Raw genomic sequence first — 13,232 nt, 5'->3', positions numbered from 1 at the left:
CGGCGGAAACCTGAGGGCATGACTGAGAACTCCCGCGCCACCGTTTCACGCCGCACCGTCGTCAAGGGGTCGGTCCTGGCCGCCGCGCTGGCGTCCGTGCCCGCCGCGGCACAGGCCAGCGTGCCAGGGCAATCCCCCGCCGGCGTCGCGCTGGTCCGCAACCGCCTCACCCTGCCCAGCGGCATCGCCACCGGCGACGTCACCTCCGATTCGGCCGTGCTATGGTCCCGCGCCTCGGGTACCGGGCGGATGACCGCGGTCCTGCGCGCAGTGGACGACGGCGGCCAAATCCTCCGCGGCCGAGGCGCCTTTGAGCGTGTGTTGCGCGGGCCCCGGGCCACCCAGGCGTCCGACTTCACCGCCAAAATCCACGCCGGCAACCTGCCGTCCAACACCCGCTTCGCGTTGGAGATAAGCTTCGAGGACGACGGCGGCGCGGCCGGTGAGACGGTCCGCGGCAGCTTCCGCACGGCGCCGGACACCGGGACGGCCAACGGCAGGGGCCGCACCGGTGAGACAAGCAGCGGAGGTGAGGTCCCGGCGTCGTCCGCGCAAAGCTTTGTGTGGACCGGTGACACCGCGGGCCAGGGGTGGGGCATCAACGAGGAGATCGGCGGGATGCGCGGCTACCGGGCCATGCACCAGACCCGCCCGGACTTCTTCATCCACTCCGGCGACACCATCTACGCCGACGGACCCATCGCCGAGACCGTCACGGAAAAGGACGGCCAGGTGTGGCGGAACCTGGTGACGGAGGAGGTCTCCAAGGTTGCCGAAACACTCACCGAGTTCCGCGGACGGCACCGCTACAACTCCATGGATGCCAATATGCGGGCCATGTTCGCCGACGTCCCGGTGATCGCCCAATGGGACGACCACGAGACCCACAACAACTGGTACCCGGGCCAAATCATCGACGACTCCCGCTACACCGTGCGTGACGTCAACACCCTGGCTGCCCGCGGCCGGCAGGCGTGGCAGGAAAACATGCCCATCGCGGACAGCTCGGCCATCTGGCGGCCGGGAACGTTCGACGACGCCGGCCAGTACCAGCCCGCCCGCATCTACCGGAAGATCAGCCGTGGCCCGCAGCTGGACATCTTCTGCCTGGACATGCGCACCTTCAAGTCCCCCAATACGTTCGGCTTGGAGCCCTACGCCACCTCCATCCTGGGCCAGGAGCAGGTGGACTGGCTGATCCGCGAGGTCTCCAGGTCCAAGGCAACCTGGAAGGTGATCGCGGCGGACCTGCCGCTGGGCATCGTGGTGCCGGATGGCCCGGTGAACCAGGAAAGCCTGTCCAACCGCGACGCCGGCGCCCCCTTGGGCCGTGAGCTGGAGATCGCCGGGGTGCTGAGCGCCTTCAAGCGCAACGGCGTGAAGAACACTGTGTGGCTGACGGCCGACGTGCACTACTGCGCCGCCCACCACTACTCCCCGGAGCGGGCCGCCTTCACCGACTTCGATCCGTTCTGGGAGTTCGTGGCCGGGCCCATCGCCGCGGGCTCCTTCGGCCCCAACGCGATGGACGGCACGTTCGGGCCCGAGGTGGTGTTCTCCAAGGCCGGGCGCTTTGCCGGGGAGTCCCCGCGCGACGGCGACAACCAGTTCTTCGGGCACGTCCAGCTGGGCGAGGACAACAGCTTCACCGCCAGCCTCCGCAACGCCAATGGAGCCACGGTGTTCTCCAAGGTCCTGATGCCGGAGCGGTAGTTCCGGGTCGCCGCCCGGAACTGTTACTCCACCGGCGGCCGCGCACCCATGGTGCCCGGCCGCCGTCGTCCGTTATCTTCCGGCGCCCCCTGGGTACGCCGTTGGTAGTGTTCCTGCATTCGGCATGGCATATCGGCACGGTGAGGACGGGGTGATTCTTTTGAACGACAGTACTTCGAACGACGACGGCCTGACGGAGGCGGTCCAGGAGGCCGGGGCGGTGGAACTGCTGCTGATCCGCCATGGTGAGAGCGAAGGCAACGTTGCGGCCACCGAGGCGCGTGAGGCCGGCGTGGAGGTCATCGAGGTTCCGGCCCGCGATGCGGACGTGGACCTGTCCGCTACCGGAAGGGACCAGGCCAAGGCGCTGGGTATTGCGTTGGGCCGGATCGCTGAGGAGTTCCGCCCTGACGCCGTGGTCTCCTCCCCCTATGCCCGCGCCCGCCAGACGGCTGAGATTGCGGTGGAAACAGCCGGCTGGCCGCTTCAGGTCCGCACGGATGAGAGGCTCCGCGACCGCGAACTCGGCATCCTGGACCGGCTCACCCGGCTGGGTGTCGAGAACCGCTACCCCGAGGAATCAGAGCGCCGGGACTGGCTGGGCAAGCTGTACTACCGGCCGCCGGGAGGCGAATCCTGGGCGGATGTGGCATTGCGGCTGCGGTCCGTCCTGGCGGAATTGAACGGCCTGGGCACGGGCCACCGGGTGATGCTGGTGTGCCACGACGCCGTGATCATGCTGTTCCGGTATGTGCTGGAAGGGCTCAGCGAGAAGGAAATCCTGGACCTGGCAGCCACGGAGGCCATCCTCAACGCCTCGCTGACCCGGTTCGTCCGCCCCTCAGGCGTTGGGCCGTGGACGCTGGAGAGCTTCAATGTGGCCGACCACCTGGCGGAGCAGGGCGTCACCGTCACCGAGCATGCGGGAGATACCAGTGTCCGGCCGCGGTGAGTCCTCCGGCCCCACCCTGGTGACGCCGTCGCTGCTGCGGGAGTGGCCGCTGCCGGCGCCGGGGGCGGACAAGTATTCACGCGGATCGGTGCTGGTGGTCGGTGGCGCACGGGCCACCCCCGGCGCCGCCCTGCTGGCCGGCACCGCAGCCCTGCGCGCGGGCGCCGGAAAGCTGACCCTGGCCGTTGCGGAGTCCGTGGCAGTGCAACTGGGGGTGGCAATACCCGAATGCGGTGCGATCGGACTGCCGGAGACCGGGCAAGGATCGGTCAGGCCTGAGCTGGAGGGCATCTCCTCCTATCTGGACCGGGCCGACGCCCTGCTGGTCGGGCCAGGCCTCGATGACCAGGACCTTGCCGGTGAGCTGCTGGAGGCGCTTCTCAAACGCGAGGGTGGGGGTGACGCTGGCAGCAAGGAAGGCGCCGCCGTCGTCCTCGATGCCTACGCGCTGGGTGCGCTGGTGCCGCTGGAGGACCAGCTGGACCCGTGGCGCGGCCGGCTGATCCTTACGCCCAACCCCACCGAAGCCGGGATCCTGCTGGAACGCGACGTGGATGACCTGGAAAAGGACCTCGCCGAAATCTCCCAAAGGTTCGACGCCGTGGTCAGCTGCCAGGGGCTGATCACCCAGCCGCCCGGGCTGGCCTCGGACGAAGCTGAACTGTACAAAATCACCACGGGCTACGGCGGGCTGGGCACCTCCGGCAGCGGTGACGTGCTGGCGGGCGCCATCGCCGGGCTGCGGGCCCGGGGAACCAGCGGCGCGCAGGCAGCCTGCTGGGGGACGCATCTGCACGCGGCCGCGGCAGACCGGCTGGCCAGCAGGCTGGGGCCGCTGGGGTTCCTGGCCCGTGAACTTGCCGACGAACTCCCGGCGCTGATGCTGGAATTGGGCACCTGACCCCGGGACCTGCACAGCCCGGGAGCACGGGCGCCGGACATACGGATGGCCCCCGGCCGAAGCCGGGGGCCACCGTGACGGGAGGTTAGGGCCTAAGCTGCCGGTGCGCTGTCTGGCGCTGTGGCGTGCACAGAATGGCGATTCGCCCCAAAAAGGCAGTCAACAGAGATGGCCACCTCCCGGGTCTGTGTTGAAACTAAGCGGCGATTTCCTGCTTGGCCCCCTTCGTCTCGATCTCGATCTTGCGCGGCTTGGCCTTTTCAGCCACCGGGATCCGCAGCGTCAGGACGCCGGCGTCGTAGCTGGCCTTGACGTTCTCCGTATCCAGTGTGTCTCCAAGGATCAGCTGGCGGCTGAAGACGCCGCGCGGCCTCTCAGCGGCAATCAGCTCGGTGTCCTTGCCCACAGGATCGGGACGCTCCGCCCGCACCGTCAGGACGTTCCGTTCAACATCCAGGTCCACCGAGTCCGCCGGGACACCAGGCAAATCGAAGGCCACGACGAATTCCTGGTCCTCGCGCCATGCATCCATTGGCATCGCCGCCGGGCGTGCAGTGGTTCCGAGGACTTGCTGGGTAAGCCTGTCCAGCTCGCGGAACGGATCAGTTCGCATCAACATGGCTGCCCTCCTCGTAAGAGACGGTCCAACACACTTTCCGTATCAGCCGATCTGTAGTGGCTGATATAGATTTTTTAGCACCGCAGGAAAAGGTGTTCAAGGGCTTGGACAAGGTTTTTTGAAGATTTTCCGGACCTGCCAGGACACGGAAAAGGGGCCTTCCGCCCCATGCGGATGCACGGATGGAAGGCCCCTCTAAAGGTGTGATTCCGCCATTCAGTCCCTTGTTGGGTCCGGGCGAAGCGGTGCTGGACCCGGATCCGGGACGGGTAATGGGCCCGGGGGCGCGGGCGCAGGGAACGGGTTGGGAGACGGGGGGCCGGGCGGACGCGGCTGGGTGGGATCCGGCGATGTTGGCTCCGGACCAGGTTCAGGCGGGAACGGCTCGGGTTCGTGCACTGGCGGGATGGTCATGGAACTTCCCTTCTCACGCTGGGCGGATGTGCCTTGAACTGAACAGAATACGCCTGCGGCCCTTCGGCAACTACCCTCCCCCTCCCCGTTGCTCCATCACTTACGGTCCCCAAACGCGGTTTTGGGAGCGATAGGTGATGGAGCATCACGACGGCGGGAGGGCACCCACCAGCCGCAGCCAGGCATGCAGCTGGGCGGCGTCCGGCTCCCCGCAGCGGAAGCCGACGTAGCCGTCGGGGCGGACCGCGACGATGGCGCGGCCGGGGTGGCTGTCGAGGCGGTGGACATGCAGCAAGGAACCCCTTCCGGCCACCGCGCGCAGGGTGGGGTCTTCATCCAAGGCGCCGGGGCCGGCGTCTCGCTCCAGCAACAGGTGGATGCCGGGCACCGCGGTCAGCTCGTGAAGGCGGGCCGCCCGCCCGTTCACTGTAACGGCGGCGTCCGGCAGCCGCTCACCGGGCCTCGGCCATCCGCCGGCGAGGGGCGTGCCGTCACGGGAAATGGCACTGGTCCGGTAGCGCACGAATGGCTGGGCCAGCAGCCTGATGCCTTTGGCGGTGAGCCACTGCCGGCGGAACAGCAGCGGCAGGACCGGAGCGAACGCGGGCAGGAGGCTGCGGGTCAGGCGGGCCACCGGATGCGGCGAGGCTTCGCCGAAGAAGATGATGTGCGTCAGCGCCAGCACATGCCGGGCGGCAATCCGCCGCTCCTGCCCGTAGGTTTCCAGCAGCTCCGGCAGCGGCCTTCCCGCCGTCGCGGCGAAGCCGAGCTTCCAGCCCAGGTTGAGGCCGTCCAGGATGCCGTTGTTCATGCCCTGCCCGCCGGCCGGGGAGTGGGCATGGGCGGCGTCGCCGGCAAGGAAGAGGGGATTGCTACCAAACGTACTGGCCAGGCGGTGTTGCAGCGGGACCTGGGCCGACCACCGCACGTCCCGCACGGCTGCGCCCAGGCCCGACTCCCGGAGCAGGCGGGCCACCTCCTGGGACGGAACGGGCGGACCCAGCTGGCCGAAGCGGGCGGTGGATTGCGGCAGCGCCGGCCTGGTGGCGAGCATGCGCCAGGAGGCCCCCTCCCCCAGCGCGAAGAGGAACGCCAACCCCGAGTTCCCCACCGCCACATGCAGCAGCCCGGGATCCAGGCGGCCGTCCAGCTCCACATCCGCCAGGACCGCTTCCACCCGGTACGGGCCGCCGCGCCACTGGGCTCCAGTGAAGCTGCGGACTGTGCTGGACTGCCCGTCACAGCCGGCGAGGAACCGGGAGATATGGTGCCCGGAACGGTCACGTTCAGCATTGCCGCCAACCCCGCGCAGTTCCGCATGGACCATTCCAATGCCGGACGGCAAGCCTTCCGCCACGCTGCGCTCCGGTCCCAGGCTACGGAACTCCACGCCCCAGTCCACCGGCACGCCCCGGGCCTGCAGCGCCTGCCAGAGCACGTCCTCGACGTCGGCCTGCCGGACCAGAGTCAGGTGCGGAAAGGCGGTATCAGGGAGGTTTGCATGGCCCATGCGGGCTTCTATGACGCGGTGGCCCAGGTGGATGCGTGCTTCGGGAGCGGTGTCGGCGCGGTTCAGCAACTCATCGGCCACGCCCAGCGGGCGGAGCCCCTCCAGGGCCCGGGCATGCAGCATCATGGCCCGGGAAGGCCGGGCCCGGTGTTCGCGCCGGTCCACCACCCTGACCGTCGCGCCGTGCGCGTGAGCCTGGAGTGCTGTGGCGAGCCCCGCAGGACCGGCGCCCACCACTAAAACGTCAGTGTCCGCCGTCGTGCCCTGCCTGCCCGGCATTCCCGCCCGGCTTCATCCCTGCCCAACCAGGCGCCACCAGGCGTGGTCGGGGTGGCTTGGCGACTCAATCAGGGCGGGATTGGCGAGCAGTTCATCGCGGCGCAGCCCGGGCAGGACCTTGTAGCTGATGGACCCGGGAACGCTGACCAGTTCCAGGACGCGCCAGAGTGACGCGGCGTATTGGCGGGCCGGCGCGGCACCGTCCCACTCATACAGGCCGCGGTAGGCGCCGAACGTGTCGTGGGCGCACCAGAGCTTGGAGACAAACCCGGGAAAACCGACGAAGAGCGGGGTGTTCAGCAGGCTTTCCGCCTCGAAAAAGCGGTGCGCCCGGCCGCGGACCAGGCCGAGCGTGAAGGCCACCACCAGGACGCAGGGCTCCCCGGGTTGCTGGTCGACGGCGGTCTCCCGGTAGACCCGCGAGGTGCTTCCGTCGGCGAAACGCAGCACCCGGCCCACATTGCCTTTGGGAAGGTGCACCTGCCTGCGGGCCAGCATGACGCAGGACGTTCCCACGCTGCGGGCCACGGCCAGCCATGCTTTGGCCCGGGGCGCCGGTCCGGATTCGAGGTCCATGGCTTCTCCTTTTCCTTGCACCGCCCTCCCAGCGTGGCGGGAACCGCGGGCACGGTCCCAGAGTCTTTCGCCCCTTTCCGGCCGCCCCTTCTCCCCCGGTAGCGAACGGCCTGCCGACTTGTCCGGGCTGGTCTATATATTGAATCCATGACCTCCACCTCCCTGCAGGATTCCCCCGGCACTGCCATCCCGGCGCCCCCGGTTGCCAAGAAGATTCCCACCGAGCGCACCCACCACGGGGAGACGTTCGTGGACAACTACGAGTGGCTGCGGGACAAGGAATCGGCCGAGGTGGTGGAGCACCTGCGGGCCGAAAACGCGTACCAGGAAGCTGTTACCGCGCACCAGGAACCGCTCCGCGAGGCCATCTTCCAGGAGATCAAGGGCCGCACCCAGGAAACCGACCTTTCCGTTCCGCACCGCAAGGACGACTGGTGGTACTTCAGCCGCTCCGCGGAGGGCAAGGAGTACGGCATCCACTGCCGGGTCAGGGCGCAGGACACCGGAGATGCCGTGGCCGACTGGACTCCGCCGGCCGTGGAAGCCGGGGTGGAGATCCCCGGCGAGGAAGTCCTGCTGGACGGCAACGTGGAAGCTGAAGGCAAGCCGTTTTTCTCTGTGGGCGGCACAGCCGTCACGGTTGACGGCACCCTGTACGCGTATGCCGTGGACAACTCCGGCGACGAGCGGTTCACGCTCCGGATCAAGGATCTTCGCACCGGCGAACTGCTGCCTGACGTCATCGAGAACATCTTCTACGGCGTGGCGTTCTCCCCGGACGGCAGCCGCCTCTTCTATACCGTGGTGGACGAGTCCTGGCGCCCGTACCAGTTGAAGGCGCACGTCCTGGGCACTCCCGTGGCGGACGATGTGGTGGTGTACCAGGAGGACGACGCCGCCATGTGGCTGGGCTTCGAGCTCTCCGCGGACCGGCGCTACCTGGTGCTGGGCATCGGGTGCTCGGAGTACAGCGAAACCCGCCTGCTGCGCTTTGACGACCCCGATCAGGCCGTCAGCACGGTGATTTCCCGGAACGAGCGCATCCTGTATGAGGCCGAGCCCTTCCTCCTGGACGGCCCCAACGGGGAAAAAGCAGAGAAGATCCTGCTCACGCACAACCACGGCGCCATCAACTCCATGGTCTCCCTGGCGGACCCGGCCGAGCTGGAAAAGCCGCTGGCGGAACAGGCCTGGCAGACCGTCGTCGAACATTCCGGTGACGTCCGGGTCAACGGTGCCGGCGTCACTGCCACGCACCTCATCGTGTCCATCCGCAAGGACACCATCGAGCGCGTCCAGGTGATGGGGCTGGCCGGGCTGGGCACGCCCGCGCAACAGGCGCCCGTGGAACCGGCGTTCGACGAGGAGCTCTACACCGCCGGGGTGGGCGGTTCTGACTACGAGGCGCCCGTGATCCGGCTGGGCTACACGTCCTACTTCACGCCGTCGCGCATCTACGACTTCGTCCTGCCCACCCCGGAGCAGCCCAGCGGCGAGCTGCTGCTCCGCAAGGAAAGCCCCGTGCTGGGCGGGTATGACGGCAGCGATTACGTGGCAACGCGGGAATGGGCCACGGCCGGTGACGGCACGCGCATCCCGCTGTCGGTCCTGCGGCACAAGGCCGTGAAACAGGATTCGACGGCGGCGGGCCTGGTCTACGGCTACGGCTCCTACGAGATGAGCATGGACCCCGGCTTCGGTATCGCACGGCTGTCCCTGCTGGACCGCGGCGTGGTGTTCGTGATCGCCCACATCCGCGGCGGCGGCGAGCTGGGCCGGCACTGGTATGAGGACGGCAAGAAGCTCACCAAGAAAAACACCTTCACCGACTTCGTGGACGCCACCGACTGGCTGGCCAACTCGGGATGGGTGGATCCCTCCCGCATCGCTGCACTGGGCGGTTCGGCCGGCGGGCTCCTGATGGGCGCGGTGGCCAATATGGCGCCGGAGAAGTACGCGGCCATCGTGGCGCAGGTGCCGTTCGTGGACCCGCTCACCAGCATCCTGGACCCCGACCTGCCGTTGTCCGCACTGGAGTGGGAGGAGTGGGGCAACCCCATCACGGACCCCCAGGCCTACGCCTACATGAAGTCCTACTCCCCCTACGAGAACGTGCGCGAGGTGGCCTACCCCAAGATTGCCGCCGTGACGTCCTTCAACGACACCCGGGTCCTCTACGTTGAGCCGGCCAAGTGGGTGCAGGAACTGCGGAACAAGACCACCGGAGCTGAACCGATCGTGATGAAGATCGAGATGGACGGCGGACACGGCGGCGCCTCCGGCCGGTACGTGCAGTGGCGGGAAAGGGCCTGGGACTACGCCTTCATCGCCGACGCCCTGGGCGCCACCGAACTGCTGCCCGGCGCCGGCCTGAAGTAACCCATCGACTGCTCCCCACCGGCCCCCTGACCTGAAGTAACCCATCGATTGCTCCGTAACTGTCGTTTTCGGCCCGCTAAATGGCAGCTACGGAGCAATGGATGGGCGAACCGCGTACCCCGAAAAAGCTAACCATGCTTACTATTGTGGGGCACTTGTTTTCCGCAGGGACCAGAGGAGCGGGCATGTCATTGAGCAAGGGAACGCACGTGGAGTGGAACACTTCGCAGGGCAAGACGCACGGCCGGATTGTGGAAAAGAAGACCAGCGACTTCGACCTCGATGGCAATACGCATCGCGCCTCTGAGGATGAGCCGCAGTACGTGGTGGAGTCGGAGAAGACCGGCGCCCGTGCGGCCCACAAGGCATCCGCGCTGACTGAGAAGAAGTAGCGCCGTGCCTGCCCAGCATGAGGTGGTCATCATCGGCGGCGGCAATGCCGGCATTTCGCTGGCCGCCAGGTTGCAGCGCTACGGCGTCAAGGACGTGGCCGTGATCGAGCCACGGGACCACCACCTGTACCAGCCGTTGTTTTCACATATCGCAGGCGGCCGGGCCCAGGCCAAGGAAGCCATCCGGCCCCAGGACTCGGTTGTCCCCCAGGGCGTCACCTGGATCCGGGATGCGGCGGCGGGCGTGGACGCCAATGCCAACACCGTCGCCCTGGAGTCCGGGGCCTCGGTGGCCTACGGCCAGCTGGTGGTGTGCCCCGGGCTGCAGTATGACTGGGACGCAGTTCCGGGCCTGGCCGAGGCCGTCCACTCGCCCCACGGCGCCTCCCACTATGAGTTCGATCTTGCCCCCAAGGCCTGGACGCTGCTCAGCGGCATGACCTCTGGCACCGCCGTCTTCACGATGCCCGCCGGACCCATCAAGTGCGGCGGCGCAGCCCAGAAACCCATGTACCTGGCCTGCGACTACTGGCGTGAACAGGGGGTCCTGGACAAGATCCGCGTGGTGATGGTGCAGCCCTACCCCACGGTGTTCGGGGTTCCGGAAGTGGACCGGGAGCTGGACCGGAAGATCGCCGAGTACGGGATCGAACTGCGGACCAACAGCGAACTGGTGTCCGTGAGCGCCGCCGGCCGCAGGGCAACCATCCGGGACAACGCCGCCAACATCACCGAGGACCTGGTATATGACGTCCTCAATGCCGTCCCGCCGCAGTCGGCCCCGGACTGGCTGAAGGCCACGGATCTGCCGGCCGGCGGTGACGCGGGCGGGTTCGTGGAAGTGGACCGGCAAACCCTCCGGCATCTGCGCTACCCCAATGTGTGGTCCCTGGGCGACGCCGCAGGCACCACCAACTCCAAGTCGGGCGGGGCGCTGCGCAAGCAGACAAAGGTGGTGGCGAAGAACCTGGTGGCAGCCCGGAAAGGCAAGCCGATGCCGGCGAAGTACAACGGCTACTCGGTGTGTCCGTTCACCGTGTCGCGGGACACCGTGGTTTTCGCCGAATTCGACGACCGGTACCGTCCCATGCCCACCATTCCCCGGGTGCCCACCTGGAATGAGAGCAAACTGTCCTGGGTGGTGGACCGGGACCTGTTCCCGAAAATCTACTGGAACCTGATCCTCAAGGGCCGGGCGTAAAACTAGCGGGCGGAGCCGATGCGCCACTCATCGGCGAGGATGGCGTAGATGAGCTCGGTGGCCCACTGGCCTTTGTAGTGCCACTTGTCGATGTGCCGGGCCTCCAGCCGCATGCCCAGCCGGCTGCACAGTGACGCCGACGCCACGTTGAGCTCGTCCAGCCGGGCTTCGATCCGGTGCATGCCCAGCTCCCCGAAACCGAGATTAAGGACGGCCCCCGCGGCTTCCGTGCCGTAGCCCTTTCCGCGGGCTCCGGGCGCCAAGGTCCACCCCACTTCGCCCTGGCCGCGCCCGGGCAGCCATTTGAGCACCACTTCACCCTGCAGCCCGGTCTCATCCGCCGCCTCAATGGCAAGGGCCACCCAGTCCCCTTCCTTATCAAAGGCAAAGTTGGCGTACCGGCCCACCCGCTCCATCGACTGTGTGTAGCTTTTGGCCGGGCCCGGCAGGAACCGGGCGGTCTCCGGCAACGAGTGGTAGGCGTGGAAGGCGTCCAGGTCGCCGCCGTGGAACCGGCGAAGGACCAGCCGTTCAGTGCGGATCGGCAGGCTGATGTGCGGCATGGACCGAGGCTAACCCATGGTTCATCGATTGCTCCAAAAACGTCGTTTTGCACGCCCAAAAGGACAGTTACGGAGCAGTCGATGATCCGACGACGGCGGCAGTCGCCTCCGCGATGGCACGTTCCTCATCCGTCGGGACCACCAGGACGGGAATGGCGGAGGACGGCGTGGAAATGACGCGCGGCTCCTTTGACCGCTCGGCGTTCAGGCCGGCGTCGAGCTCGATGCCCAAGGCGCCCAGTTTGTCCGCCACCAAAGCACGGAACTGGTGCGAGTTCTCGCCGATCCCGGCGGTGAACACCAGCGCCTTGGCCCCGCCGACGGCCACGTGGTAGCCGCCGATGTATTTGGCCAGCCGGTAGGACGCCACGGCGAGCGCCATCGCGGCCTTCCCGTCACCTGACTCGGAGGCTTCCACCACCGAGCGCATGTCGTTGTTGCCGGCCAGGCCCTTCAGCCCCGATTCCCGGTTGAGCATGGTGTCGATGTCCTCGGGTGTCCAGCCGGCGCGGCCAAGGAACACCAGGATGGAGGGGTCCAGGTCGCCGGAGCGGGTGCCCATGACCAGGCCCTCGAGAGGAGTGAAGCCCATGGACGTGTCCACGGACCGCCCTCCACGTATGGCGGTGACGGAGGCGCCGTTGCCCAGGTGGGCGATGACGCCGTCGAACTCCTCGATGGGGAGGTCCAGCAGCGCGGCCGACCGGCGCGCCACGTACTCGTGCGAGGTCCCGTGGAAGCCGTAGCGGCGGATGCCGTGGTTGGTGTACAGCTCGTCCGGGACGGCGTACCGCCAGGCGTGCTCGGGCAGCGTGCGGTGGAAGGCGGTGTCGAAAACGGCCACCTGCGGCATTGTGGGCCACTTTTTGGTGATGGCGCGGATGCCCAGGACGTTGGCGGGGTTGTGCAGCGGCGCCAGCGGGTTGAGCCGTTCGATGGCACGGGTGATCTCGTTGTCCACCAGCACGGGTTCGGCGAACCGCTCGCCCCCGTGGACCACCCGGTGCCCCACGGCGCCGAGCTCAAGGTCGCCCAGCTCCTGGTGGATCGCCGCGTCCACCTGCTCCAGCGCCTCCGCGTGGTCCCGCGGCCCCTCGATCTCGCCGTCACCGCCGCCGCCGTTGCCCATGCCGATCTTCTCGATCAGCCCCTCGGTGAGGACCGTCCCGGCGGCCACATCACGGACCTGGTACTTCAGCGACGACGAACCGGAGTTGATGACGAGCACGAGCATGCGGGGCCTCCTCAGCCTGGCGTCTGCAGTTCAACCCCCACTATATGTGCCGCGCCGCACGGCTGATTCCTTGCGGATCGGGCGCGGCTGTGCCTATGGTCGGCGGACAAGGCTGGACCACGCCGAGAGGACAATTCCATGACGAACGAGCCCAATTCGATCGACGAGAACGACCCCACCAACACGGGATCCAGCAGCACGGCCCCGCTCAACGCGCAGCCGGACTCCGGCAGCAAGAATGATCCCACGGGCGTGGAGGGCGCCAATCCGGCCCTGGATGACACCGGCAACCTTAAGGCCGCGGAGACTGGGGAAGCGCCCGAGGCACCCGAGAACCGGGAAGACCTGGACCTCACCCCGCAGGGCCTCTCGGATGAAGCTGCCAAGCAGGAGGACCCGGACAGCCTGGCCAAGCCGGACAACAGCTAAGGACACCAGCGCAAAAAGTACGACGCCGGCACTTTCCAAAGTGCCGGCGTCGTACTTTTCTGCATGGCAA

The 13,232-nt window shown here is 67.7% G+C and carries 12 protein-coding genes; 7 read left to right on the top strand and 5 right to left on the bottom strand.

Going from position 1 to position 13,232, the window contains the following annotated elements; translation table 11 throughout:
* Positions 1-18 precede the first annotated feature (18 nt).
* The 3 genes from ACR65K_RS00120 to ACR65K_RS00110 all read left to right on the top strand — a co-directional run bounded on the left by ACR65K_RS00120 (position 19) and on the right by ACR65K_RS00110 (position 3,566).
* Positions 19-1,713 (top strand): alkaline phosphatase D family protein, encoded by a 1,695-nt coding sequence (locus tag ACR65K_RS00120; RefSeq protein WP_056328912.1) that lies wholly within the window; start codon positions 19-21, stop codon positions 1,711-1,713.
* A gap of 124 nt (positions 1,714-1,837) precedes the next feature.
* A complete protein-coding gene (locus ACR65K_RS00115; RefSeq protein ID WP_440150838.1) occupies positions 1,838-2,665 on the top strand; it encodes a histidine phosphatase family protein in 828 nt (275 codons plus the stop codon).
* On the top strand, positions 2,634-3,566 hold the full coding sequence (locus ACR65K_RS00110) for an NAD(P)H-hydrate dehydratase (protein WP_440150837.1): 933 nt from the start codon (positions 2,634-2,636) through the stop codon (positions 3,564-3,566). The genes ACR65K_RS00115 and ACR65K_RS00110 overlap by 32 nt, the downstream gene beginning before the upstream one ends.
* 196 nt (positions 3,567-3,762) lie before the next feature.
* Here the strand turns inward: ACR65K_RS00110 and ACR65K_RS00105 are convergent, their stop codons facing one another.
* The 3 genes from ACR65K_RS00105 to ACR65K_RS00095 form a co-directional block, all read right to left on the bottom strand.
* Positions 3,763-4,185 (bottom strand): Hsp20/alpha crystallin family protein, encoded by a 423-nt coding sequence (locus ACR65K_RS00105; RefSeq protein ID WP_056328906.1) that lies wholly within the window; start codon positions 4,183-4,185, stop codon positions 3,763-3,765.
* A 559-nt stretch (positions 4,186-4,744) separates the two neighbouring features.
* A complete protein-coding gene (locus ACR65K_RS00100; RefSeq protein WP_440150835.1) occupies positions 4,745-6,388 on the bottom strand; it encodes an FAD-dependent monooxygenase in 1,644 nt (547 codons plus the stop codon).
* A 12-nt stretch (positions 6,389-6,400) separates the two neighbouring features.
* Entirely contained in the window at positions 6,401-6,964 is a 564-nt protein-coding gene (locus ACR65K_RS00095) for a hypothetical protein (RefSeq protein ID WP_440150833.1), read from the bottom strand.
* Between the two features lie 147 nt (positions 6,965-7,111).
* On the opposite strand from ACR65K_RS00095, the gene ACR65K_RS00090 reads away from it, so the two are divergent.
* The 3 genes from ACR65K_RS00090 (at position 7,112) to ACR65K_RS00080 (ending at position 10,936) form a co-directional block, all read left to right on the top strand.
* The gene (locus ACR65K_RS00090) at positions 7,112-9,343 is read left to right on the top strand and encodes a S9 family peptidase (protein ID WP_440150831.1); all 2,232 of its coding nucleotides are present in this window, start codon (positions 7,112-7,114) and stop codon (positions 9,341-9,343) included.
* Between the two features lie 185 nt (positions 9,344-9,528).
* Entirely contained in the window at positions 9,529-9,735 is a 207-nt protein-coding gene (locus ACR65K_RS00085; RefSeq protein WP_056328894.1) for a hypervirulence associated TUDOR domain-containing protein, read from the top strand.
* Between the two features lie 4 nt (positions 9,736-9,739).
* Positions 9,740-10,936, top strand: coding sequence for an NAD(P)/FAD-dependent oxidoreductase (locus ACR65K_RS00080; RefSeq protein ID WP_440150830.1), 1,197 nt, complete (start codon positions 9,740-9,742; stop codon positions 10,934-10,936).
* A 2-nt stretch (positions 10,937-10,938) separates the two neighbouring features.
* Here the strand turns inward: ACR65K_RS00080 and ACR65K_RS00075 are convergent, their stop codons facing one another.
* The gene (locus ACR65K_RS00075) at positions 10,939-11,499 is read right to left on the bottom strand and encodes a GNAT family N-acetyltransferase (RefSeq protein WP_440150829.1); all 561 of its coding nucleotides are present in this window, start codon (positions 11,497-11,499) and stop codon (positions 10,939-10,941) included.
* Between the two features lie 67 nt (positions 11,500-11,566).
* Positions 11,567-12,733 (bottom strand): acetate kinase, encoded by a 1,167-nt coding sequence (locus ACR65K_RS00070; RefSeq protein ID WP_440150828.1) that lies wholly within the window; start codon positions 12,731-12,733, stop codon positions 11,567-11,569.
* Positions 12,734-12,871: 138 nt separating this feature from the next.
* On the opposite strand from ACR65K_RS00070, the gene ACR65K_RS00065 reads away from it, so the two are divergent.
* Entirely contained in the window at positions 12,872-13,162 is a 291-nt protein-coding gene (locus ACR65K_RS00065) for a hypothetical protein (protein ID WP_056328883.1), read from the top strand.
* The last annotated feature ends 70 nt before the right edge of the window (positions 13,163-13,232 follow it).

It is taken from the genome of Arthrobacter sp. SAFR-179 (genome assembly GCF_059414945.1).
The sequence above is the reverse complement of the archived record's forward strand: the minus strand, read 5'-3'. Positions and strand labels throughout refer to the sequence as shown.

Bases quoted from the DNA above. Each gene is read 5' to 3' on its own strand.
- ACR65K_RS00070 (WP_440150828.1), bottom strand. From the start codon at position 12,733: ATGCTCGTGCTCGTCATCAACTCCGGTTCGTCGTCGCTGAAGTACCAG.
- ACR65K_RS00105 (WP_056328906.1), bottom strand. From the start codon at position 4,185: ATGTTGATGCGAACTGATCCGTTCCGCGAGCTGGACAGGCTTACCCAG.
- ACR65K_RS00065 (WP_056328883.1), top strand. From the start codon at position 12,872: ATGACGAACGAGCCCAATTCGATCGACGAGAACGACCCCACCAACACG.
- ACR65K_RS00110 (WP_440150837.1), top strand. From the start codon at position 2,634: ATGCGGGAGATACCAGTGTCCGGCCGCGGTGAGTCCTCCGGCCCCACC.
- ACR65K_RS00090 (WP_440150831.1), top strand. From the start codon at position 7,112: ATGACCTCCACCTCCCTGCAGGATTCCCCCGGCACTGCCATCCCGGCG.
- ACR65K_RS00100 (WP_440150835.1), bottom strand. From the start codon at position 6,388: ATGCCGGGCAGGCAGGGCACGACGGCGGACACTGACGTTTTAGTGGTG.
- ACR65K_RS00085 (WP_056328894.1), top strand. From the start codon at position 9,529: ATGTCATTGAGCAAGGGAACGCACGTGGAGTGGAACACTTCGCAGGGC.
- ACR65K_RS00095 (WP_440150833.1), bottom strand. From the start codon at position 6,964: ATGGACCTCGAATCCGGACCGGCGCCCCGGGCCAAAGCATGGCTGGCC.
- ACR65K_RS00120 (WP_056328912.1), top strand. From the start codon at position 19: ATGACTGAGAACTCCCGCGCCACCGTTTCACGCCGCACCGTCGTCAAG.
- ACR65K_RS00115 (WP_440150838.1), top strand. From the start codon at position 1,838: ATGGCATATCGGCACGGTGAGGACGGGGTGATTCTTTTGAACGACAGT.
- ACR65K_RS00075 (WP_440150829.1), bottom strand. From the start codon at position 11,499: ATGCCGCACATCAGCCTGCCGATCCGCACTGAACGGCTGGTCCTTCGC.